The 24,278-nt window shown below is 60.6% G+C and carries 17 protein-coding genes; 12 read left to right on the forward strand and 5 right to left on the reverse strand.

Translation table 11 applies throughout. The annotated features are described in order from the left end of the window. Both DVJ77_RS12090 and DVJ77_RS12095 read right to left on the reverse strand, forming a co-directional pair. Positions 1-1,194 (reverse strand): efflux RND transporter periplasmic adaptor subunit, encoded by a 1,194-nt coding sequence (locus DVJ77_RS12090; protein WP_114845785.1) that lies wholly within the window; start codon positions 1,192-1,194, stop codon positions 1-3. 422 nt (positions 1,195-1,616) lie between these two features. Next, positions 1,617-3,092, reverse strand: a complete 1,476-nt coding sequence (locus DVJ77_RS12095; protein WP_225427971.1) for a hypothetical protein — start codon at positions 3,090-3,092, stop codon at positions 1,617-1,619. A gap of 321 nt (positions 3,093-3,413) precedes the next feature. On the opposite strand from DVJ77_RS12095, the gene DVJ77_RS12100 reads away from it, so the two are divergent. The 5 genes from DVJ77_RS12100 (at position 3,414) to DVJ77_RS12120 (ending at position 11,666) form a co-directional block, all read left to right on the forward strand. Continuing rightward, complete coding sequence (locus DVJ77_RS12100; RefSeq protein ID WP_114846090.1) at positions 3,414-3,977, forward strand: RNA polymerase sigma factor; 564 nt, start codon at positions 3,414-3,416, stop codon at positions 3,975-3,977. Next, positions 3,974-4,624, forward strand: coding sequence for a zf-HC2 domain-containing protein (locus DVJ77_RS12105; protein ID WP_114845786.1), 651 nt, complete (start codon positions 3,974-3,976; stop codon positions 4,622-4,624). The genes DVJ77_RS12100 and DVJ77_RS12105 overlap by 4 nt, the downstream gene beginning before the upstream one ends. 80 nt (positions 4,625-4,704) lie before the next feature. Then, a complete protein-coding gene (locus tag DVJ77_RS12110) occupies positions 4,705-5,898 on the forward strand; it encodes a S8 family peptidase (protein WP_162791472.1) in 1,194 nt (397 codons plus the stop codon). Between the two features lie 9 nt (positions 5,899-5,907). Next, complete coding sequence (locus tag DVJ77_RS12115; RefSeq protein WP_114845788.1) at positions 5,908-6,612, forward strand: TorF family putative porin; 705 nt, start codon at positions 5,908-5,910, stop codon at positions 6,610-6,612. Positions 6,613-6,737: 125 nt separating this feature from the next. Beyond that, the gene (locus tag DVJ77_RS12120; RefSeq protein ID WP_114845789.1) at positions 6,738-11,666 is read left to right on the forward strand and encodes an NAD-glutamate dehydrogenase; all 4,929 of its coding nucleotides are present in this window, start codon (positions 6,738-6,740) and stop codon (positions 11,664-11,666) included. Between the two features lie 93 nt (positions 11,667-11,759). Here the strand turns inward: DVJ77_RS12120 and DVJ77_RS12125 are convergent, their stop codons facing one another. Next, the gene (locus tag DVJ77_RS12125; protein ID WP_225427972.1) at positions 11,760-12,668 is read right to left on the reverse strand and encodes a lysozyme; all 909 of its coding nucleotides are present in this window, start codon (positions 12,666-12,668) and stop codon (positions 11,760-11,762) included. 238 nt (positions 12,669-12,906) lie between these two features. On the opposite strand from DVJ77_RS12125, the gene DVJ77_RS12130 reads away from it, so the two are divergent. Both DVJ77_RS12130 and DVJ77_RS12135 read left to right on the forward strand, forming a co-directional pair. Then, the gene (locus tag DVJ77_RS12130) at positions 12,907-13,665 is read left to right on the forward strand and encodes an NAD kinase (protein ID WP_225427973.1); all 759 of its coding nucleotides are present in this window, start codon (positions 12,907-12,909) and stop codon (positions 13,663-13,665) included. A gap of 110 nt (positions 13,666-13,775) precedes the next feature. Next, positions 13,776-14,717, forward strand: a complete 942-nt coding sequence (locus DVJ77_RS12135; protein ID WP_114845791.1) for a 5'-nucleotidase — start codon at positions 13,776-13,778, stop codon at positions 14,715-14,717. Positions 14,718-14,743: 26 nt separating this feature from the next. Here DVJ77_RS12135 and DVJ77_RS12140 read toward each other — a convergent pair whose 3' ends face one another. Next, entirely contained in the window at positions 14,744-15,619 is an 876-nt protein-coding gene (locus DVJ77_RS12140) for a DMT family transporter (protein WP_114845792.1), read from the reverse strand. Between the two features lie 894 nt (positions 15,620-16,513). Between DVJ77_RS12140 and DVJ77_RS12145 the strand changes: the two genes are divergently transcribed. The 5 genes from DVJ77_RS12145 to DVJ77_RS12165 all read left to right on the forward strand — a co-directional run bounded on the left by DVJ77_RS12145 (position 16,514) and on the right by DVJ77_RS12165 (position 21,793). Beyond that, positions 16,514-17,683, forward strand: coding sequence for an acyl-CoA dehydrogenase family protein (locus DVJ77_RS12145; RefSeq protein WP_114845793.1), 1,170 nt, complete (start codon positions 16,514-16,516; stop codon positions 17,681-17,683). Positions 17,684-17,778: 95 nt separating this feature from the next. Next, on the forward strand, positions 17,779-18,324 hold the full coding sequence (locus DVJ77_RS12150) for a GNAT family N-acetyltransferase (protein WP_114845794.1): 546 nt from the start codon (positions 17,779-17,781) through the stop codon (positions 18,322-18,324). A 1-nt stretch (position 18,325) separates the two neighbouring features. Then, a complete protein-coding gene (locus tag DVJ77_RS12155; protein ID WP_114845795.1) occupies positions 18,326-18,838 on the forward strand; it encodes a nucleotidyltransferase family protein in 513 nt (170 codons plus the stop codon). Between the two features lie 51 nt (positions 18,839-18,889). Then, a complete protein-coding gene (locus DVJ77_RS12160) occupies positions 18,890-21,154 on the forward strand; it encodes a thiamine pyrophosphate-dependent enzyme (protein ID WP_114845796.1) in 2,265 nt (754 codons plus the stop codon). An 81-nt stretch (positions 21,155-21,235) separates the two neighbouring features. Then, the gene (locus DVJ77_RS12165) at positions 21,236-21,793 is read left to right on the forward strand and encodes an NADPH-dependent FMN reductase (RefSeq protein WP_114845797.1); all 558 of its coding nucleotides are present in this window, start codon (positions 21,236-21,238) and stop codon (positions 21,791-21,793) included. A gap of 99 nt (positions 21,794-21,892) precedes the next feature. On the opposite strand, the gene ppk1 is transcribed toward DVJ77_RS12165, so the two are convergent. Continuing rightward, complete coding sequence (gene ppk1 / locus DVJ77_RS12170; protein WP_114845798.1) at positions 21,893-24,064, reverse strand: polyphosphate kinase 1; 2,172 nt, start codon at positions 24,062-24,064, stop codon at positions 21,893-21,895. Between the last annotated feature and the right edge of the window lie 214 nt (positions 24,065-24,278).

Genomic DNA, 24,278 nt, shown 5'->3' on the forward strand with positions numbered 1-24,278 from the left:
TTACTGCTTGCCGGCGGAGTTAGCGCCGGGTGCGGCGTGCGGGCCAGCGCTGGCCGGCTGCTCTGGCTGCCACGGCGATGCTTTTGCCGGCGCGCCATCCTTCACTTTCTGCACACCCGAAACCACCACTTGATCGCCGGCATTGACGCCGCCGGTGACGATCCAGTTGCCGCCTTGCTGGGTGCCGGTCACGACGTTCTTGCGCACGACCTTGCCATCGGCGCCGACCACCATGACGTAGGAGCCGGCGGTATCACGCAGCAACGCGGGTTGCGGAATGGTGAAGATGCCGCGCTGTTCGCCCAGGTTCGCTTTCAAGGTGACATACATGCCCGGCAGCAGGCTGCGCTGCTCGTTGGGGATCTTTGCGCGCAGATTCACCGCGCCGGTCGCGGGGTTCACCGAAGTGTCGGAGAAATCCAGCGTGCCGTCTTGAGCGTATTTACTGCCGTCGGGCAACATCACTTGCACGGTGGCCTGGTTCGGTGCGGCCAGCGTCACATTGCCCTGTGCCTGAGAGCGGCGCATCTGGTCGAGCTCGCTTACGCTGAGGGTGAAGTTCACGTACAGCGAATCGATTTCATCGACGGTAGTGAGCAAGGTGGCATCACCTTGGCCGACCAAGGCGCCCTCGGTGACCTGTTGCTGGCCGGCACGGCCATCGATCGGTGAGGTGACGCTGGTGTAGCCAAGGCTGATGCGTGCCGATTCCACCGACGCCCGCGCCGATTGCACTGCCGCTGCGGAAGTGCGCTCGGCAGCCTGGGCATTGTCCAGATCTGCTTTGGAGATGAAGCCTTTAGGCGCAAGATCGCGGGCACGTTGTGCGGCGACTTTGTTATTAGCGTAGGTTGCTTGCGCCTGTGCTAGCTGACCTTCCGCGGTGCTCAGGGAGGCTTTTAGCGGAGCTGGATCGATCTGGAACAGTAGCTGGCCTTTTTTGACGTCGGTGCCTTCAGCGTAAGCACGCTTCAGCAGCACGCCCGGTACGCGGGCGCGCACGTCGGCGCTACGAAACGGCGACAACCGGCCGACCAGATCCTTAGTCAAGGGTGCGTTCTGCGGTTGAACTTTAATGACCCCCACTTCCGGCGGCGGCATCTGCGGCGGACCTTGCTCTTTCTTGCCGCCACAGGCGGTCAAGGCGAGCAGGCCAAAGCACAACAAGGGTGTGCGCAGTGACGAGGACTTCATGGGGACTCCATTTCTTAGATGTGATCGAAGTGGGTAAGCGCTGACAGCGTTGGTGCGCAAGACATTAAGGCACAACTTTTTAAGTGTGTGGCGCCATGGTGTCTTGTGCCATTCGTCGCTATTGCCGGCACGTGCAGAATAAGTGAACGCACGACCTTAAGGGCACGCGGTATTAACACCGCGTGATGACAGGAGCTGCGGCTGGCTTGGGGCTTAAAGCTGACTATACCGGCGAGTTTACAATTTATTAGCGCGGAAGATCTAGCCCCACATGCAAGCTTGGCGCAAGACCGCCGGTGGCCCGGCAGATCATTGGCCATCACATGGGTCGACAAATATAAAGAGGCGACGCCCATTCAAGCGGGCGCCGCCTCTGCTTACAGATACTTTCGTTCTTCGATTTGCGATCCAGGCTCCCGCGACTAACGATCGTCGGCGTCTCGTCCGGCGGAGGCTTCTACTGCGGGATGGACTGGAACGCGTGACCCTTGCAGCACCCAGGCGCGTTGGCTGGGGGCGAAGCGCGGGGCGAGCAGGCCGTCGTTGATTTCACGGGTGACGGCAAAGCGGTTGAATTGCGTTGCCGGGATAAATAGCCGCTCGTTGTTCGGGAACCCGTCGCTTGCGGTGTCTACATCACCCTCGGCGGCGGAAATGACGCCATCGCCGTTGGTGTCGACACGCTTGACTTCGGCGGCATAGGCATCGAACAGTCGCTGTGGGAAGGTTACGCCCGGCTCGAACGAAGCCAGTCGCTCGTACGTGTCGAGGTAGATTTCGTTTGCCAGTCCGCTGGGAATGAAGCGCTGGCGGAATTCGCGTTGCGAATCGGTGCCGGCGTCGAACTTGTCGGGGTCACGTGGGCCCGATGCCTGAAGCACGCCCATGGTGTTCGGGTTATCGCCGTAATGAATGGCGTCGTTAGGCGTACCGGAGGGGCCAGGGCCAGGGATGATGGACGACAGCGCTCCCAGCTTTCCAGCCTCGAACGTACCCGGTATGCCACCGGTAAAAGGCAGTTCGTACAGTGGATGGATCCAGTTGGTGGTGTAGTTGAACTCCCAATAAGAATGGCAATCGCTCTGCTGGAGGCAGTTGTAGGCGCCCATGCTGAGCTGGATCGGCACGACGTTGGTCTGGATGTCGGGAAAGTGGTCATGTTCGCTGGGGAAATGCACATCCTTGCCGTCCATCGTGAAGATTTTCCCCGGCAGGTTGTGGCCACTGCCCATGTACTTCAGCAACTGAGCATCCGCTGACGTCAGCGTGCCGAATTGCGCATGGCCATCGGTGCGTGGTGCGGCGACATCGGGAACCGTGAGGTCGTGAATCATCCAGCCTTCGTACCAGCCACTTTCGTTGTTGATGACGAACAAGCCGGAGATGTCGGTGAAAACATCGATAAACGCGCGGACGTTCGTCGGGTCGGTCGGCAATCCGGGCTTCGGTTCCACCACCATGCGAACCGCTCCGATGGTGCTTAGATTGCAGTCAAAACCGGTGGCGGTGAGCATCGCGGTATCGTTGATACCGGGGAATGTCGCAGTGAACGGATTAGCCTCGAAGCCGTGTGTGTTCAGTAGGTAGTATTGAAAAAGCTGGCTGGGGTTAGCCGCCTCCGCATAAACCTGAAGTGGTAGATAGGTATGCGGCCTGCCGGCCTGCCGCTCCAAAGCGTCTTGCAGGCGATCCGGCAGGTGGCGGATGTCACCGCGATCGCGAACGGTGTCCACATCCTGGGCCGCTTGCGGATTGGGGTGGCATGGCGCAACAGGCTGGTCGGCATGTGCGGCTGTGATGGCGAAAAGAGCGGCGCCGAATGCCGCCGCTGCGCCGGTGCGAGTGAGATGCGTAGATGCCGGGCTTCCTCTTCGAGTCGGTGACTTGAAATGCTTCATGGCTATTCCTCGCTGGCAATACCGCCGAATCGCTCAGGGCCCCCTGGGCGAAGCAGATGCGGCGGATGTAAGAGCCGACGAGGACACGATTCGGTTCATCGAGCGACAGGTGTCCATATCCCAAGACAAGGCGCGGCGATAACGTCCTCTGCGCTGGTTCTGTGCATTCCCACGGTGTCGGCAAAGCTTGATTGCGCGCATCATTGAACCGAAGTCATCGAACCGGGTATTGACTGGCAACGAGGATTGTTGCGTTCCTACGCGAAGAGCTTGAATACGCTCTAAGGGAACACCCATGCCGTCATGCAAAGCGATACGTTCATGAGCGGGCACGGCACGCCCGCGCTGGACGAGGCTGCCCTGCTGGGGCGGGTGGCCGCTGAGGAAATGGATGCCTTTGAAACGCTTTACCGGATATATCGCCCGCGGCTCAAGCGATTTATCGAAGGCATGACACGGCAGCCGGCACTGATCGAAGAGGTGCTGGACGACACCATGCTGGTGGTATGGCGCAAGGCCTACACGTATAACCACACCGCGAAAGTTTCCACCTGGATCTTTGCGATTGCCTATCGCCAGACCTTGAAGGCACTCAAGCGTTTCGACGACGTGGTGGAGTTCGATTACAGCGATAACGCCAGCGCCCTTGCGCCGGGGCCGGACGTCGAGTTGCAGCAATACGAATTGCGCAAGTATCTGGTCGATGCGCTTGGCAGGTTGTCGGCGGAACACCGCGCGGTGATCGAGCTGACTTATTACCAGGGTTACGCGTGCCGCGAAATCGCCGAGATCATGGACTGTCCGGTGGATACGGTGAAAACGCGAATGTTTTATGCGCGACGCAAGCTCAAAACACTGCTGGCGGCGCGGAAGGAGGCGATATGAGTGGGCGAGTGCTGCGATTCGAAGGGTCCGTGCATGTCGAGGTGGAGCGGCTACTGCCTTGGCTGGTCAACGGAACGCTGCAAGACAACGAGCGTGCGCTGGTCGAGCAGCACCTCGCCGAATGCGCTCAATGCCGACGCGAGGCCGAGTGGCAGCGCACGCTGCAATCGGCGCATGACGCCGAGGCCGACACCGACGCGGATGCCACGCAGGCATGGCAGCGTATGCGTCGCCGGGTCGAGGAGGAACGCGTTGGCCGGCGCGCTGCGGTAAGCAAGACAGGCACGCATGGATGGGGGCGGCGGCGGTCGTGGTGGCGTTGGGCAGTCGCCGTGCAGGCTTCGGTCATCCTGATGCTTGGAGTCATGCTGATTCAGCGCAACCCACCAGTTGCCGTCTACCGCACACTTGGTGCCGCCCAGCCGCAAAGCACGCATCTGGTCGTGGTTTTCGATCCGCACGTCAGCGAGGCGCAGATGCGTAGCCTGTTGCGTGCCGGCAACGCGCGTATTGTGGATGGGCCGACCGCTACCGGGGCCTATGTACTCAGCGTGCCGACAGCAGGCGTGGCGAACGTGCGCGAGGCTTTGCGCGCGGCACCAGGCGTCACCTTGGTGGAAAACCTGAGTTCCGGCAGCGAGCGTTGACCATGCGCTGGCCGGCACTGTTGCTTGTACTATGCCTGGGGCTGACCGCCTGCGCAGCGGCTGCGCCACGGCGGTCGACCATGCCATCCGCCATGCCATCGGATAGGACGCTGGAGCAGGCGCAGATACTGGTCATGCTGCGCGTTGGGCCGGTCCATTTTCGTCCGGCGGCGGATTATGCCGGTAACTATCTGGCGGCGCCCGATCGGGCGGCACGTCGACGGATCGCGCGGCAGCTTGCTCACGAGCATGGTCTGGTTTTGCTGAGCGATTGGCCGATGCCTGCGCTGAATGTGGACTGCTTCGTTATGCAGGCTGGAAGTGAGGCGTCCATTGCACAACTGGCCCAGGCGCTGGCGGCTGACCCACGGGTGGAATCGGCGCAGCCGATGCATTTGTTTCATGTACTGGGCCGGTCCGATCCGCTGTACCCGTTGCAGCCCGCGGCTGCACGCTGGCACTTGAGCGAGCTGCATACCTTCACGACGGGCAAGCATGTGGTGATCGCCGAACTGGACAGTGGGGTGGAGGTCACTCATCCCGACCTGCAAGGGCAGATCGCACTCACCCGCAATTTCGTCGATGACGGTGACTACAAGGCCGAGGCTCATGGCACCGAAGTGGCCGGCATCATCGCGGCACGTGAAGGTAATGGCATCGGTATCGCCGGGATTGCGCCCGATGCGCGCCTGCTGGCACTGCGTGCTTGCTGGCAGCCGGCGCCGGCCGACCCCGCTGCCGTATGCAGCAGTTTTACCCTGGCCAAGGCGCTGCAGTTCGCCCTGCAAAGCCAGGCGCAGATATTCAACCTCAGCCTGTCCGGCCCGCGCGATCGTTTGCTGGAGCGCCTGCTGGATGTCGCGCTGGCGCACGAGGTGACGGTGGTCGGCGCATGGGATGAGACCTCAGAGGGTGGGTTCCCCGCGACCTATCCCGGTGTGCTGGCGGTGGCGGGGGAGGGCGCCGATAGCCGCCTTACTGGTGTGCTGCGTGCTCCCGCGCAGGACATCCCCACCACCATGCCTGGCGCAAGCTTCGGTTTCGTCACGGGATCTTCATTTGCCGCTGCGCAAGTCAGCGGCCTGGTGGCTTTGCTGCGTGAGCTGTCGCCGGGTATTCATCCTGTGCAATTGCGCGCCGCACTGACATCGGCAACTGCGCTAGGCTTGGCGCCGCAGCGGCCCGCGACGATCGACGCGTGCGCAGCCATGGCGAACGCCGGCGGGCGTTGCGCCTGCGGCTGCGGCACTACCACTTTGGGGCCGCGCCGATGAGAGCTTTCCGTGCTGCGAGCTGCGGTCGCCCTATTGATTTTGCTGTCGATCGCTGAGGCCCACGCCCAGGTCTCGGGCAGCGTTACGCTGGTTTCCGATGATCGTTTTCGCGGGGTTTCCCTCAGTGATGGCCGGCCGGCAGTGCAAGTGGCCATCGCCTACGATCATGCCGATGGTTGGTATGCCGGGGCGTTCGCGTCCAGCGTGAGGTTGGAGCAGGGTGGGCGCTCAGGCGCGCAAGGGCTGGTATATATGGGCTTCGCGCGGCGTATCAGCCCCGGTCTCAGTTGGGAGCTGGGCTCGCAGTACACGCGCTTCAGCGGTCACGAGCACTATGCCTACCCGGAGATTTATATCGGGCTTGCGTCCGAGCACCTCAGCGGCAGGCTGTATTACACGCATGACTACTTCGGCTCGGGAACACCTATGGTCTATGCCGAGCTGGGTAGTACGCGGACGTTGTCCGATCATCTGTATCTGTTCGGACATGTGGGCATGCTGCGGCGCAACGGTCATGGGCCGGCGCACGACGACACCAGTCATTATCGATTCGACATACGCGCGGGTATCGGCACATCCTTGAGCGGTTGCGATCTCCAAGTGAGCTGGATCACTGCTCGTGGCGCTGCCGGAAACCCCTATGCATTCGGTTATCCCCTCGGCACTCGATCCAGTCGCAATACGTGGATGGTCAGCCTTTCGCGGTCGTGGTGAAGGCCTGTATCAATACATGCTGATTGCCAAATGGAGGGGTTCCTAGCTGTGGATTAGCCTGCACGCTCGGCGTATCCTTCTGGAGCTTTGTGTGTCACTTCCGTTTCCACTGACCAGTAGATGCCATGAACGCGATTCGTGCGGCCAATGACGGCTCATTCCAGATAGTCGTTTTTGAAGAACTGAAGAAAACCGGTTTTTCGTCCATGCGCCTTGAAGAGGCGCAAATTTTTATCAACGCTTTCTTCGCGCGGATCCCTCGCAGCGACGTCAATTTGCATACCACGGCTGAATGGGCGGCACTGGTCGCCGGCCTGCTTGATTTCATGCAGCAGCGCCAGCCGGGCCGCGCCTCGGTGCGCGTGGTCAACCCCGAGACCGGGCATGCCGGCCATAGCCTGATTCAGGTCATCACCGACGACATGCCGTTCCTGGTCGATACCGTGACGATGATCGTGGCGGCTCAACGGCAGATTCACGCGGTGATCCACCCGGTGATGAAGGTCACTCGCGATGCAGCGGGGAAATTACAGCGCCTGGGCGATGAGGCCGGCGCGCCAGAGTCGGTGATGCATTTCGAGCTTGACCGCGTAGCCGGCGACGCCGAGCAGGCGCAGTTGAAGGCGCAGTTGGAGTTTGCGCTGGACGATGTGCGCATGTCGGTGAATGCATGGCCGAACATGCGCGAAAAGGCCTTGGCCATTGCCAACGAGCTGCCGCAGCGCAAGCTGCCGCTGGATCAGGCCTCCGTGCATGAAGCCAGCGAATTTCTGCGCTGGCTGGCGGACGACAATTTTACGTTCCTTGGTTATCGCGAATACGAAGTCACCGATGCCGACGGCGAACAAGTGCTGTGCGCCAACGAAGCCTCGGGACAGGGCATTCTGCAGAAGGGCGAGCGTTCGCTGGCGCCGCGCTCGCTGCGTAGCCTGATTGCCAACGAATTGCCGCAGTCGGGCGCCGAAGACGCGATCATTCTGACCAAGACCAATGCGCGTTCGGTGGTTCACCGTCCGGGCTATATGGATTACGTCGGCGTGCTGAAATTCGACGCCGCCGGCCGGCCGGTGGGCGAGCAGCGCTTCCTTGGTCTGTTCTCCTCCAATGCCTATATGGCACGTCCGCAAGATGTGCCGATGGTGCGGAAAAAGGTCGAAACGGTACTGGACCGCTCGGGCTTGAAGCGTGATTCGTACTCGGGCAAATCGCTGCGCCATATTCTGGAGTCGCTGCCGCGCGATGAGCTGTTCCAGAGCAGTGAAGATGAGCTGGAGGCGGTCGCTACCGGCATTCTGGAACTGCGCCAGCGTGCGCGTACCCGGTTGTTCGTGCGTCGTGGCCGCTATGGCCGTTTCTTTGCCTGCATCGTGTTTGTGCCGCGCGAACGCTTGAACACGACCGTGCGCGAACGCATCGTCAACCATCTGCGCGATACCTTGCATGCCGAACACGTCGACTCCGAGGTCTTGATGGGCGAGACCGCCCTGGCACGCTTGTATGTGGTGTTGCGTCCCAAGGTGAATGATTACGTCGAGTTCGATGCTCAGGCATTGGAGCAGCAAGTTGCCGCGATTGCGCGCAACTGGCATGACGACTTGCGCGATGCCTTGGTGAAGACGCGTGGCGATCACGATGGCGTGGTGTTGGCTAATCGCTATGGCAAGGCGTTGCCGCCGGGTTATGTCGATGAGGTATCGCCGACGACCGCTGCAGAAGATGTGTATCAACTGTCGCTGTTGAAGGGCGCCGACGCGATGCGGATGTCTTTCTATCACCCGGCAGAGCGCCCTGAGGCGTTGCGCTTCAAGATTTACCGCAGCGGCGGCGATCTGGCGCTGTTCGAGGTGCTGCCGCAGTTGGAGAACCTCGGCCTGCGCGTGGTCACCGAATATATCCACGATGTCCGCGGCACCGGGGCGCCGTTGTATATCCAGGATTTCGAAGTACAGCCGGTCGGCAATCTCGCCTTTAGTGTGGAGCAGGTCGGCTCGCTGTTTGAAGAAACCTTCGAGCAGATCTGGCGCGGCCAGGCCGAAAGCGACGGCTTCAATCGACTGGTGCTCGGCGCCAAGTTGAACTGGCGTCAAGTGGCGATGTTGCGCGGTTACTGCAAATACCTGCTGCAGACCGGCGTGACCTTCTCGCAGAGCTATATGGAAGAAGTACTCAACCGTTATCCGGCCATCGCCGGGTTGCTGGTTGAAATGTTCCTGGCCAAGTTTGATCCGCGCCGCGAACAGCTCTCTGCCGATGAGTTGGCTCGCGCCGGCCGCTTGCTCGCGAGCGAGATGCAAACGCTGATTCCCGAAGCGGTACGTACCGCGCAGCCAGGGTTGATCGACGGCATGGTCGCGGCGCTGGCCAAGCCGCGCAGCGAACAGATCGCGGTGTTGGAAGATGCCATCGACGCGGTACTGGAGACGGTTTCCAGCCTCGACGAAGATCGCATTCTGCGCAGTTTCCGCGCATTGATTCGCGGCACCTTGCGTACCAGTTTCTTCCAGCAGTGGAATGGTGCATACCGCGACTACATCAGCTTCAAGTTCGACTCGCATCAAGTGCCCGACCTGCCCAAGCCGGTGCCGTACCGCGAAATTTTCGTCTGCGCGCCGCGTGTGGAAGGCATCCATCTGCGCTTCGGCGCGGTGGCGCGCGGTGGCCTGCGCTGGTCCGATCGTCGCGAAGATTTCCGCACCGAAGTACTGGGCCTGGTGAAGGCGCAGATGGTGAAAAACACGGTGATCGTGCCGGTGGGCTCCAAAGGCGGCTTCGTCGTCAAGCGTCCGCCGACAACGGGCGACCGCGACGCGCAGCTAGCCGAAGGTATTGCCTGCTATCGCATGTTCATCAGCGGCCTGCTCGACATCACCGATAACCTGGTCGATGGCAAGCTGGCAGCGCCGCATGACGTGGTGCGCCACGATGCCGATGACCCGTACCTGGTGGTCGCGGCCGACAAGGGCACCGCCACCTTCTCGGATATCGCCAATGCGATCTCCATCGAGCATGGTTTCTGGCTGGGCGACGCGTTCGCCTCCGGTGGCTCCAACGGCTACGACCACAAGGGCATGGCGATTACGGCGCGCGGCGCCTGGGAGTCGGTCAAACGCCATTTCCGCGCGTTGGGCCGCGACAGTCAGACGCAGGATTTCACCTGCGTCGGCGTGGGCGACATGTCCGGTGACGTGTTCGGTAACGGCATGCTGCTGTCCAAGCATATTCGCCTGCTTGCCGCGTTCGATCATCGGCATATTTTTCTTGACCCGAATCCCGACGCGGCGCGCTCGTTCGAAGAGCGTGCGCGTATGTTCAAGCTGCCGCGTTCGAGTTGGGACGATTACGACAAGTCGCTGATTTCGGCGGGTGGTGGCGTGTATCCGCGCTCGCTCAAGTCGATTCCGATTTCGCCGGAAATACGCCTCGCATTGGGCCTCAAACCCGAGGTGACGCAACTGGCGCCGACCGATCTGCTTAGCGCCATTCTCAAGGCGCCAGTGGATCTGTTGTGGAACGGTGGCATTGGTACTTACGTCAAGGCCAGCAGTGAATCGCACGCTGATGTGGGTGATCGCGCGAATAACGCATTGCGCGTCAACGGCATCGAGCTGCGCTGCAAAACGGTCGGTGAGGGTGGCAACCTGGGCATGACTCAGAAGGGCCGTATCGAAGCCGCCCAGCATGGCGTGCTGCTCAATACCGACTTCATCGACAATTCGGCTGGCGTGGATACCTCCGATCACGAGGTCAACATCAAGATCCTGCTCGACGACGCCGTGCAGCGTAACGAGCTGACTGTCGATGCGCGCAACCAGCAACTGGCTGCGATGACGGACGAAGTCGGCGGCTTGGTGCTGCTGGACAACTACCGCCAGAATCAAGCGATTACCTTGATGGAGCACCAGTCGGTGCGTCGCCTGGGTTCGATGGCGCACTTCATTCGCATTCTCGAGGGTGAGGGCTTGCTCGATCGCCAGGTGGAAAACCTGCCTAGCGAAGCCGAGTTGACCGAGCGCAAAACGCGCGGCCTGGGCATGACGCGGCCGGAGCTGTCGGTACTGCTGTCTTACGACAAGATCCGCTTGTTCCAGCAACTGGTGGATTCGGACGTGCCGGAAGATCCGTACCTGTCCAAGGAGTTGGTGCGCTACTTCCCGGCGCCGCTGCACGACAAGTACGCCGCGCACATGCAGCGCCATCGCCTGAAGCGCGAAATCATCGCTACCGCGGTGACCAACTCGACGATCAACCGCATGGGCGCCACCTTCATGATGCGCATGCAGGAAGACACCGGGCAGGGGCCGGCGGCCATCGCCAAGGCCTATACCGCTGCTCGCGAGATTCTTGGCGCGCGTGAACTATGGGCGCAGATCGAAGCGCTCGACAGCAAGGTGGCCGAAGATACCCAGGTCGATGCCGTGCTGCAGATCTGGTCGTTGCTACGCCATTTGACGCGCTGGCTGCTCAACCGTCCTGGCAACGCGCTGGACATCGCCGCCAACGTCGAGCGCTACCACACGGGCGTGAGCGCATTGAGCGCGGCCTTGCCTGGCGTGCTTACCGAGACCGGTAAGGCCGACTTCGCTACCAGTCAGGAAAAGTGGGAAGGCCTCGGCCTGCCGGCCGATCTGGCGTTGCACCTGGCGCGTCTGCCGGTGATGCGCGCGATGCTGGACATCGTCGAAGTGGCACAGCAAAGCGGGCAGCCGGTGGACAAGGTGGCTGGTGTGTTCTACCAGTTGGGCGAGGCGCTGGATCTGGAATGGTTGCGCGATCAGGTCGAGGCCTTGCCGGTGGAAGGCCATTGGCATGCACAGGCACGCGGCTCCTTGCTTGATGAGCTGACCCATCAGCATCGCGCCTTGGCCCTGCAAGTGCTGACCATGGCCGGTGACCGCAAGGACATCTCGCCGGTGCAGCTATGGCTGGAGCGCGATGACCCCACGCTCAAATACACCCGCGGCATGCTGGCCGAGATCCTCACCCAGAACGCGGACTACCCGATCGCCTCGGTCGCGGTCCGTCGCCTGGCTCAGCTAGCTCAAGTGCCGGTCTGAGAGATGGGGAACGGGGAATAGGGAATGGGGAACAAAAGCATCAAGGTCGCGATGCTCTTCCGTTCCCCGTTCCCCGTTCCCTGTCCTTAAGCTCTAGCCGTTGGACAGTGCTTGCAGCCGGTCATATGCGCCATTGAACACATTCTGATCGCCGGGGAACGTACCTGTGTCGGAGTATTGCCAGATGGTGTAGTAGCCCCATGCATAAGGGAGCGTGCCGGCACTGCCGGCGTAACGGGCTACCCATAGCGGGCTGTTGTTACTGAAATTGCCGGCAGTGCCTACGCACTGCGACCACCAGCTAGTGCTTGTATAGATGACTGGCCAGCGTCCTGTTCGCGCGTAGTATTGATTGCTGAACGAGGCGATCCATGCGGCCATTCCGCTTTGGCTAAGGCCATAGCAGGTCGAGCCGTTGGGGTTGTATTCGATATCCAGCGCACCCGGCAAGGTCTTGCCGTCGCGTGACCAGCCACCGCCGTTGTTGACGAAATAGTTGGCCTGGGTGGCGCCGCTGGAAACGTTCGGGTGTGCGAAGTGATATGCCCCGCGAATCATCCCCACGTTGTACGACCCGTTGTACTGCTGGGCGAAATAGGGGTTGGTGTAGTTGGTGCTTTCGGTCGCCTTGACGTAGGCAAAGCGGGCGCCATTGCCCCATGCGCCACTCCAATTGACATTACCCTGCCAGCCGCTCACGTCCATGCCCGCCACCGAGCCAGTGGCTGCGGCGATAGCTGGCGCACTAAACAGCATTTGTTGCCTATTGCCTTCGTGCAAACGGATCTGCGAGCCCATCGGGTGATCTTCCGTGACGATCAGTGCCGCGGTATCGGGGGCAATCTGCGGGTTGAGGCCGAGCGGCCAGCCCGTGGCATCGACGCGGGCATCCGCACGGGCGTCGGCAGGTGGGTCGTTCTGTGCCTGGGCGATGCCCGTGACGATGCATGAGGTCAGCGCGAGGGTGACGAATAAGCGTTTCCAGCTTGTATTTGCAGTCATGTGTTTTCCCAAGAGTGAGTGACAAAACAATCAAGCTTGCAGTCGTCGCCAGAGCCGCCTTCCACAGCGCATGGCTTGTGGGTGCCGAGTTTTATATGAGCTGGGCAGCTCGTAGCGGGTGTGGAGCCTGTAGACAGGCTCTGTCTGTATGCCATGCGCAGCGCGATGACTTCGTGACGGCAGGCTGCTTGGGGTACTCGCTGTTTTGCTGGCAGCTAGTTACCATCGGCGCATGCCCATGCGTTTCACTTTCGTCGCCAGCGAGACCGCCGTTGCCCAGCAGGCGCTGCGCAAGCTCGTGGATCGTTATGGCGCGGTGCCCGCAGATCAGGCCGAGGTCATCGTGGCGCTGGGAGGCGATGGTTTCATGTTGCGTACGCTACATGCGTATCGCGCGTTGAACGTGCCGGTTTATGGTATGAAACTGGGCCGGGTCGGTTTTTTGTTGAACAAGCATCGACTCGATGATTTGCCCGAGCGGATCGAGCTTGCCCATGCCGCCGTATTGCATCCGTTGCAAATGCGCGTGACTGATGCTCGCGGTGAAGTGCACCTCGCCTTGGCTTTCAACGAAGTATCGCTGCTGCGGCAAAGCAACCAGGCTGCGCATATCGAAGTACGCCTCAACGATAAGGTGAAGCTGGAGTCGCTGGTTTGCGACGGTATTCTGGTGTCCACCCCGGCCGGCTCTACGGCATATAACCTTTCCGCGCATGGACCGATCTTGCCGCTGGATGCCAACGTGCTGGCGTTGACGCCGATCAGCCCATTTCGGCCGCGGCGTTGGCGTGGCGCCATCCTACCGCATCGCACCCAGGTCAGCTTGCGGGTGCTCGACCCAGGCAAACGCCCGGTCAGTGCCACCGCCGATTTTCACGAAGTGCGCGATGTAAGCCTGGTTGAGATCTATCAGGCTGACGATCAGGGCATACGCTTGTTGTTCGATCCCGAGCACAATCTGGAGCAACGTATTCTGGACGAGCAATTCGTTCTCTAGCTGACGTCTGCTCGATGCTAGGATGCCAAGGTCACATGTTTTGCTGAACACTCCAATGAAGACCGCCATCTCCATGCCTGTTTGCCTTTCTCTAGTTGCCCGCGCCACGGATGACTGAGCGCGACGCGACCTACGACGCAAACGATCCCCATGCCGCCAGTGATAAACGCCTGGTGGTGGCGATCTCATCGCGTGCATTGTTCGATCTGGGCGATAGCCACGAGCTGTTCGAGCGCGACGGGCTCGATGCCTATCGTGCTTTTCAGATTGAACACGAGGACGAAATTCTCAAGCCAGGCGTGGCGTTTCCGTTGGTGCAGAAGCTGCTTGGCTTGAACAAGCTCGCTGGCGATCTGCCGCCGGTAGAAGTGATTCTGCTATCGCGCAATTCGGGCGATACGGGCTTGCGCATCTTCAATGCCATCCAGCATTACGGTCTTGAGATCAGCCGTGCCGCTTTCACCAGCGGTGCGCCGACCTCGGATTACATCGCCCCCTTCAAGGCGGATTTGTTCCTCTCTGCCAATGCCGAGGATGTCGGTCGTGCGCTCGTCGCCGGCGTCGCCGCGGCAACCATCTTGCCGTCCACCGCGCCACCGCGCGCCAGTGAACAACTGCGTATCGCTTTTGACGGCGATGCGGTGATTTTCGGCGACGAAGGTGAGCGGGTATCGCGCGAAGAAGGGTTGGCGGCTTTTCATCGCAGCGAAACCGAGCGTGCGGAAGAGCCGTTATCGGTAGGGCCATTTCGCGCTTTTCTCACTGCGTTGCATCATCTGCAAGCGGCGTTTCCGGCCGAGAACTCGCCGATCCGCACTGCGTTGGTCACCGCGCGCTCGGCACCGGCGCATAAGCGGGTGATTTTGACTTTGCGGCGCTGGGGCGTGCGTATCGACGAGGCGCTGTTTCTCGGCGGTCGCGACAAAGGGCCGTTTCTCGACGCCTTCGGTGCGGACATTTTTTTCGACGATTCACCGGCGAACGTGGAGTCGGCGCGTCAGCATGTGGCGACCGGGCATGTGCCGCATGGGGTGAGTAACAAAGGGGATTGATTCCGGCGGAAAACGCCTGTGAGTTTCTAGACGATGGGTGTGCGCCGCCACCAACGAGTGACCTGTTCTTCGCGTACCAAGGTAAACAGCCCGGCAGCGAGAATCAGCGCGATGCCGATCAGCATCGGCCAGTCGAGATGATCGCCGAATAGCCAATAACCGAAGCTGATGGCCCATAGCATCTGGCTGTACTGGGTCGGGGCGACGCGGTTGGCGGGGGCAATCTGGGTAGCCAGCATCAGCAGCACACCGGCCAGGCCGGCCAGCAGGCCATAGCCGGCAAGCAACCACCATTGATGCAGATTGGGCCAGATAAAGGCCGGCAGCATCAGCACACCACCGGTTACCAGCGGGCCAATGACCCCGGCGCCATACAGGCTGATGCGTTTTTCGTGCGCTCCGGCCATGCGCAGGGCGACCACCGAGCCGGCGCCGGAAAGGCCGCAGACCATTGCCGCGATATGCCCTGCGCCAAGCGCGCGAAAACCCGGACGCAGAACGACCAGTACGCCGATAAAGCCGGCGATGACGGCTGTCCATCGACGCCAGCCGACGTGTTCCTTGAGAAACAGCACAGAAAGAATAGTCACGAAGATCGGCAGCAGAAAGATCAACGCAAAGGCTTCGGCCATCGGCAATGCGGTGAACGCGATCACCGCCGCGATATTGCAGATTGCACCGGTGATCGCGCGCGTCCACCACAGTTTGGGTCTACGTGCCTGCAGAACCTCACGCCAGCGGTCGCCGGGCTTGCGGATAAAGGGCAGGGCTGTGAGCCCAAGCAGGGCGCCGAAAAATACGGCCTCATACGCCGGCAGCGTACCGTGCAGCGACTTCACGAAGGCATCGCTGATGGCATAGGCCGCGTAGCAGGCGAAGCCCAGGAATACACCTTTAATCATGGAATTTCCGCGGCGAGGAGATATCGCTCCCTGCCAACCATGATGGCGGTGTCGAGGGGGCTTTGAGTGGATGGGCCGCTATCGTCCCATGGCATTGCTCGAATGCCTATCGCTGCCCCGATCGGCTATAGCCGTAGCCTTGCGGGGGACGCTATCGTCCCCGCAGGCGCATATTTAAAGCCTTCTAGTGATGCGTGTCGCCAGTGACGGGCGCAATGCCATCCGTGCCAGCGGTGCCGCCGCCCACGGGAGGCGGGTTTACTCCTCCGCCCGCGCCACCCGGACCCACTCCAGCGCCGCCCGGAACAGCCAGGCCACATGCGCATGTGGCAGCTTGGGTCGCCCCGCCGATGCCCAATGCCCACGGCTTCGTCCGCGTAACGACGCAAGTAGAGCCTGGAGGACAGGTTCCGCTGCAGTAATCCTTGCGTATCGATCGGGTAACCAATCGGCATGGTCCGGCTACCGCCGGGCCGTTGGGGTTTGCCAGGATGGCAATCACCACTAAAACAACGATGCAAATACCTGCGACGACAATGAGTAACTCGATCAAGACCATGGGTAAATCCTCCGGTCCGCAGCCCCCCGCATCAGCCTCTATGTGTCGAATGTCGAAATCAGCTCGACTTTCTGGCTATAGCAAAAAAGTCGTCAAGTTGACGTGAATGTGCATTTAACATTCGTGGCCGTGGCGAGAATCAGCGATTGAAGTGGCGCTGATCTGTCGGGGCAGCCGGCATTTCTTCGCAGTGCCGGCGCAGTGCCAATCATGCTCTTGAGGGGGGCGAGGCTACTCGCCAAAGCCCGAGTCACAATGTGTTGCACGGTGCCGTGACCACGCCATGCCGCACGGCTACAATCGGCGGGTTTTCCCTGTCCCTCGCCGGAGTTAGCATGGCTGTCCGTCTTGACCCGCTCGACCTGTACGACGTCCGATCCCTGCTCACCGATGAAGAGCGCATGGTGCAAGACACCGTGGCCCGCTTCGTCGACGAGAAGGTACTGCCGATCATCGGCGACTGTTTCGATCAAGGGCGCTTCCCGAGCGAGCTGGTTTCAGAGATCGCCAACCTGGGTTTGCTTGGTGCGACGCTGCCCGAGGAATACGGCTGCGCCGGCATGAACGGCGTCAGCTACGGCTTGATTTGCCAAGAGTTGGAGCGCGGCGATTCGGGCCTGCGCAGCTTCGCCTCGGTGCAAAGCTCACTGTGCATGTATCCGATTTATGCCTATGGCAGCGAAGAGCAGCGCAAGCAATATCTGCCGAAAATGGCGGCCGGTGAGGTTATCGGCTGCTTTGGTTTGACCGAACCGCATGGCGGTTCCGATCCGGCCAATATGAAAACCCATGCCAAGAAAGACGGCGGCGACTGGGTCATCAACGGCGCCAAGATGTGGATTACCAATGGCAATCTTGCGCACATCGCCATCGTGTGGGCGCAAACCGATGACGGTATCCAGGGCTTTGTCGTGCCCACCGATACCAAAGGTTTTGCCGCGCAAGAAGTACACAAAAAAATGAGCCTGCGCGCTTCGGTAACGTCGGCGCTGTTCTTCGACAATGTGCGCGTGCCCGATAGTGCGCGCTTGCCCAACGTCAAAGGTCTGAAGGGGCCGTTGGGTTGTCTTACCCAGGCTCGTTACGGCATTACCTGGGGGCCGATCGGTGCGGCGCAGGCCTGCTTGAAAGAAGTGCTCGATTACACTCAGGATCGCATTCTGTTCGCGCGCCCACTGGCGGCCAATCAGGCGATTCAGCTCAAATTGGCCGAAATGGCCCGGCGCATCACGATGGCACAGCTACTGTCATTGCAGCTCGGGCGTTTGAAGGATGCCGGCAAGATGCAGCCGACCCAGGTTTCACTGGCCAAGTGGAATAACTGCCGCATGGCGATCGATATCGCGCGCGAATGCCGCGACATTCTCGGCGGTGCCGGCATCACCACCGAGCACTCGGCGATTCGTCACGCGCTGAATCTGGAATCGGTGATTACCTACGAGGGCACCGAAACAGTGCATCAGTTGGTGGTCGGTCGCGAGTTGACCGGCATCAATGCTTTCTAAGAGCGCTTTCTAAAAGCGTCTGCACAGATCGTGTTCTGACATTCGCGCTATCGCTCTGCACGACAGGGCGATAGCGGCTCGCTGTAGAGGCAGATATGGATTGGCAGCACCTTCGTATTGAAACGGACCGGCTGATTCTACGGCCGCCGCAGGCGGAGGATTTCGAGGCCTATGCCGCAAACATGGCCGATGCGGAATCCGCGCGCTTTATCGGCGGGCAGCAGTTGCGCGCGGTGGCATGGCGCGGTTTTCTGACCTTGGCTGGCGCCTGGATGATCCAGGGCTACTCGATGTTTTCAGTGATCGAAAAAGCCAGCGGCCAATGGATCGGTCGGCTCGGTCCATGGCAGCCCGATGGCTGGCCCGGCTCTGAAGTGGGTTGGGCGCTGACACGTTCCGCTGCAGGCAAGGGCTACGCCCACGAGGGAGCGGCGGCAGCGATGGACTGGGCTTTCGATCATCTGGGCTGGGCCGATGTCATTCATTCGATCCATCCTGACAATCATGCCTCGCAGGTGCTGGCGAAGCGGCTCGGCTCAAGCTTGCGCGGGCCAGGCAAACTACCGGCGCCATATGAGCAGACCCCGATAGAAATCTGGGGTCAGACCCGCGAGCAATGGCGGCAACGTCAGCGCGCATGACATGAGAGAGCACAGTCGCGATGCTATGCACGAGGTACTCGCCATGGCGGTGCCGGTCTTGCATGGGCATTGCCGCGATCCATGGACCTTGATCGGCAGCGCGGCGGCTTGGCTGGCCGGTGCCGATGTGCTGGTGGCCGATCTGGATGTACTGACCAGCGTGCATGACGCCGAGCGGCTGATCGACTATTGGCAGACCCAACTGGATACGGCTTATCGGCCCGGCGGCACGGAACGTTTCCGCTCTCGCTTCGCGCGCTTTCGCGTAAGCGGCATGCCGGTGGAAGTGATGGGCGGTCTGGAGTTATTTGCCGCCGATGGCTGGCAGCGCGTGCAGGTCGATGAGATTCATACGGTGACTTGCGCCGGTGTCGCCGTGCCGATTCCGTCCGTGCCTGAGCAAATTCGTTTACTAGAAAGTTTTGGACGTCCGAAAGATAAAGAGCGCGCGGCATTGCTGCGAGCGGCGTCGCTCCGCAAACCGATCAACACCGCCACTGATTTGCTCCGATAAAACTATCGCGCATCAAGGTGCGCCCTTACCGAAACCTGTTGGATACCCCTCATGTCCACCCCAGCCCCTATCGCCGCTCGCCACAAAGGCTTTAACCGCGCCGAGATCGTCGATCAGAATTTCATCGAGTTCGTGCAGTTGTGGCAGGGCCACGCACCTGCCGCTCCAAGCGATGAGCAAGCCGTATTGCCGGGTAGTGCGCTCGATGCACGCGGTTTTCGCGACTTGCTGGAATCGCAGCTTATTTCGCGTCATCTGGATCTGATGGCTCGCGTACTGCGGGTGCAGAACAAGGTGTTCTACACGATCGGCTCGTCCGGTCACGAAGGCAATGCGATGGTGGCGCGCTTGACTCGCCACACCGATCCCGCCTTCTTGCACTATCGGTCCGGCGGCTTTATGGCCGAGCGTTTTCGCAAGCTGCCGGGGATGGATCCGGTCATGGATTCGGCGCTGTCGTTTGCTGCCAGCAAGGATGACCCGGCATCCGGCGGCCGACACAAGGTATGGGGCAGCAAACCGTTATGGGTATTGCCGCAAACCTCGACGATTGCTTCGCATTTGCCCAAAGCCCTAGGCACGGCGATTGCCATCGAGCAGGCGCGCCGCATCGGCCATCCATTGCCGGTGCCGGATGACTCTATCGCCATTTGCACTTTTGGCGATGCGTCGAGCAACCATGCCACGGCACAGACAGCGTTCAACGCGGCCGGCTGGACGGCTTACCAAAAGCTGCCCGCGCCGGTGTTGTTCGTTTGCGAAGATAACGGCATCGGCATCTCGGTGAAGACACCCAGCGGCTGGATTGCAAATAACTTCCAACGGCGTGCCGATCTCGATTATTTCTTCGCCGATGGCCTGGACCTGGCCGAGGGTTACGCACAGGTGCAGCGCGCAGTCGAGCATTGCCGGCATACGCGCAGGCCGACCTTTCTGCATTTGAAAACGACGCGCGTAATGGGCCATGCCGGTACCGATTTCGAGATCGAATGGCGCAGTATCGAAGAGCTGGTGGCGGTGGAGGCGGGTGACCCGCTGTTGCGCTCGGCGGCGATTGCGCTTGAATCGGGTCTGTACAGCAAGGATGCCTTGCTGGGCTTGTACGAGAGCACGCGCAAGCGCTGTTTCGCTGCGGCTGAGGATGCCGATCGCCGGCCACGGCTGACCGAGCTGAGCGACGTGATGAAGCCACTGGCGCCCTACACGCCAGCGGCGGTGAAAGCAGAGGCAGAGCGCAGCGACTACAGCGATAAGCGTCTGGCGGTCTTTGGCGGTGACGACAAGCTGCCCGAGAAACAGCCGCCGCGCCATCTGGCGATTCAAATCGGCCAGGCTTTGCACGACATCATGGCGAAGTATCCCGAGTCGCTGTTGTTTGGCGAAGATGTGGCGCAGAAGGGCGGTGTATATACGGTGACCAAGGGCTTGCACAAGGCGTTCAAGAACGGCCGCGTGTTCAATACCTTGTTGGACGAGACGATGATTCTCGGCCTGGCCCAGGGCTACGCCAATATGGGCTTGTTGCCGATGCCTGAAATTCAGTATCTGGCTTATTTCCACAATGCTTGCGACCAGATTCGTGGCGAAGCCTGCAGTTTGCAGTTTTTCTCCAACGATCAGTACCGTAACCCAATGCTCATGCGCGTAGCTTCGCTGGGTTACCAGAAAGGCTTCGGCGGGCATTTCCACAACGACAACTCGATCGCCGCGTTACGCGACATACCGGGGCTGGTGGTCGGCTGCCCCAGTCGTGGCGACGATGCGGCGAACATGCTGCGTACGCTGGCGGCGCTGGCCAAGGTCGATGGTCGTGTCTGTGCTTTCCTGGAGCCGATTGCGCTGTACATGACCAAGGATCTGTACGAAGCCGGCGACGGCCAGTGGCAGTTCGACTATCCGGCGCCGGGGCAGGCCATGACCCTGGGTGAAGGCAGGGTCTATAACGAAAGCGCTAACGATCTGGTGATCTTCACCTTTGGCAATGGCGTGCCGATGGCGCTGCGTGCTGCGCGTGAGATTGAAGCTAAGCGGGGTTGGCAGATTCGCGTCGTCGATCTGCGCTGGCTGGCGCCACTTAACGATGCCTTTATCGCTGCGCAAGCGCAGACGGCTAAACGCATCATTGTGCTGGATGAAGGCCGGCATAGTGCGGGTGTGGGCGAGGGTGTCATCACCGCCATCGTCGAAGGCGGCTGCGGCGCTACGCCGCTCCATCGCGTGGTGGGCGTCGATACTTACACGCCGCTCGCCGGCGCTGCGTTGTTGGTGTTGCCGGGCGAGGCCGATGTCATCGCGGCGGCATTGAAGCTGGCCTGACGAGGTATACCCATCGGGCACTGTAAACAGCAGCCAGATGCTGTTGCGATAAGAGACAACAAAACTGATAGGAGCAAGTACGTGGGCAATATTCGAGTAGCGGTATGCGTTGGCAGTTTGCGCAAAGAGTCGATCAATCGCCGACTGGCATTGGCGGTAGCGCGTTTGGCGCCGAAGGAGTTTTCGTTTGAGCATGTGCGCATCGATGACCTGCCGCTGTACAACCAGGATTTCGATGGCGACTATCCGCTCGAAGGGACGCGAGTGAAGCAGCAGGTGGCAACTGCCGATGCGCTGTTGTTCGTGACGCCCGAATACAACCGCTCGATTCCCGGTGTGCTGAAAAATGCCATCGATATCGCTTCGCGGCCTTGGGGCACCAATTCTTTTGCCGGCAAGCCAGGCGCCGTCATCGGCACCTCGGTGGGTACCGCCGGCACGGCACTGTCGCAGCAGCATTTGCGCAATGTACTGGCCTATCTCGATGTGCCGTTGCTCGCTCAGCCCGAGGTGTTCATTCACTTCAAAGACGACCTGATCGATGCCGAGGGTCATATCGCCAATGAGGGCACGCAGAAGTTTTTGCAGGGCTTCGTCGACCGCTATGTGGCCTGGGTGAAACGGTTTCACCAGGGCTGAGATTTGTCGGCATAGGCACACCCTGTGCTTGGAAGGTGCTGCGGCGTGATCGCTGCGTCACCTTTCGCGCACAGGGCGATGCCCTCGATCACAGGCAGCTTACGCCCCGGTAACCGCGCCTGCTCCGCAAAGCTTGTCCAGCAACTGAGCCTGTACATTGCGCGGAGTTTGATTGGTACCGGCATGTGGCCGCTGATACAGGCCATCGGCTTGCAGCAGCCACGCATTGGTATTGTCGGAAAGATAAAGCTCCAGCTCTTTCTTCAACCGCTGCCGCAGCTTTTTGCCTTCGATCGGGAAGCCGGTTTCGACGCGATAGTCGAGGTTGCGCTCCATCAGGTCGGCACTCGCCAGATAGATCTGCTCATCGCCGTCGTTGGCGAACCAGAACACGCGGCTGTGTTCTAGAAAGCGACCGACGATAGAGCGCACGCGGATGTTCTGCGAGATACCAGGCACGCCGGGACGCAGGCAGCAGGTGCCGCGCACGATCAGCTCGATCTTCACCCCGGCCATGCTGGCTTTGTACAGCGCGCGGATCACTTTGGGATCGGTCAGCGCATTGACCTTGGCGATAATATGCGCGGCGCGACCTGCCGTGGCATGCGCGGTTTCCCGTCCAATCAGCTCCAGCAAGGCTTTTTTCAGGGTGAACGGCGCATGCAGTAGTTTCTTCATGCGCAGCACTTTGCCCATGCCGGTGAGCTGGCTAAACAGCTTGTGCACGTCTTCGCACAGGGCACGGTCTGAGGTGAGCAAGCTGTAATCGGTATACAGCCGCGCATTGCCGGTGTGGTAGTTACCGGTGCCGAGGTGAGCGTAGCGCACCAGCTCGGGGCCTTCGCGGCGTTGAATCAGCATCAGCTTGGCATGGGTTTTCACCCCGACCACACCATAGATCACCACGGCGCCGGCTTGTTGCAGGCGCGAAGCCAGCGTGAGGTTGGACTCTTCGTCGAAACGTGCGCGCAATTCGACGACGACGGTAACCTCCTTGCCCGCGCGCGCGGCATCGACCAGCGCATCGACGATCTCGGAGTTGGCGCCGCTGCGGTACAAGGTCTGCTTGATCGCCAATACATTGGGATCTTTTGCCGCCTGGCGCAGTAGATCGACCACCGGCGCGAACGACTCGTAAGGATGCAGCAGCAAGACATCTTGCTTGGCGATCACTTGAAACAAGTCTTCGGCTTTCTTCAATACCTTGGGAATCGAAGGGGTGAACGGCGGGTAGTGCAGTTGCGCCCGTTCGGTTTTGCTGGACAGGCCAAACAAACGAGCCAGATTGACCGGGCCATTCACCTCATACATTTCAGCCGAGGTAAGGCCGAACTGCTTGAGTAGATAATCGGTGAGGTCTTTCGGACAGTTGTCGGCCACCTCCAGCCGCACGGCATCGCCGAAGCGGCGCGAGTACAGTTCGCCGCGCAGCGCGCGGGCGAGATCTTCGACATCTTCCGGGTCGATCGTCAGGTCGGCGTTGCGGGTCAGTCGAAACTGGTAACAGCCTTGCACCGCCATGCCGGGGAACAATTCATCGGCGTGGGCATGAATGATCGAAGACAGCAGCACGAAGTTATCGCCGCCCTCGCAAACATCGTCGGGCAGCCGGATCAGTCGTGGCAGTACGCGCGGTGCCGGCACAATCGCCAGGCCCGAATCGCGGCCGAAGGCATCGATACCTTCCAGTTGCACGATGAAGTTGAGGCTTTTATTGACCAGCAGGGGAAACGGGTGAGTGGTATCCAGGCCGATCGGCGTCACCAGCGGTGCGACTTCGTGGCGAAAGTAGCGGCGTACCCATAAGGTTTGCTTGTGCGACCAGGCATCGCGGCGAACGATGCGGATGCCTTGGCGGTCCAGCGCGGGCAAAATGTGTTCGTTGAGTATGCTGTACTGCCGTTCGATCTGCCGATGCGCGATCTCGCTGATCTCCACCAGTGCGCGCTTGGGCGGGATACCGTCGGGGCCGACGATTTCGTGATCGAAGGCGATCTGGCTTTTCAGCCCGGCGACGCGGATCTCGAAGAATTCGTCCATGTTGTTGGAGAAGATCAGCAGAAACTTCAGCCGCTCCAGTAGCGGCTTGTCTTCGTCCAGCGCCTGCTCCAATACGCGGATATTGAATTGCAGTTGCGACAGCTCGCGATGGATATACAGACTGCTGTCGTTGAGGTCGGGCGCAAGCGCGGCAAGAGTTGCCACGACGCTTTCGCTAGCGCTGCCCAACTCCTCAAGGGAAGGGCTTTCCCGGTTTTCGCTATTGGACATCGTCACGCAGTCCTGCATCCTTGGCTGGCGGGGGGAAGATCCCGTCGAGGGGGCCATGCTACCCGTTTGCCGCAGCCAGCAGGCCGGGCTCGAAGCGACCGGCTGATAGTAGCGGAGGGGATGGTTATCGGCTGGTCATATTGGGGTTGTGCTTTGACAGCGATATGACATGGGGGGAGGCGGGGAACGGGGGATGGGGAACGGGGAACGTGAA

The sequence above is a fragment of the Dyella tabacisoli genome (genome assembly GCF_003350925.1).
Lineage (GTDB): Bacteria > Pseudomonadota > Gammaproteobacteria > Xanthomonadales > Rhodanobacteraceae > Dyella_C > Dyella_C tabacisoli.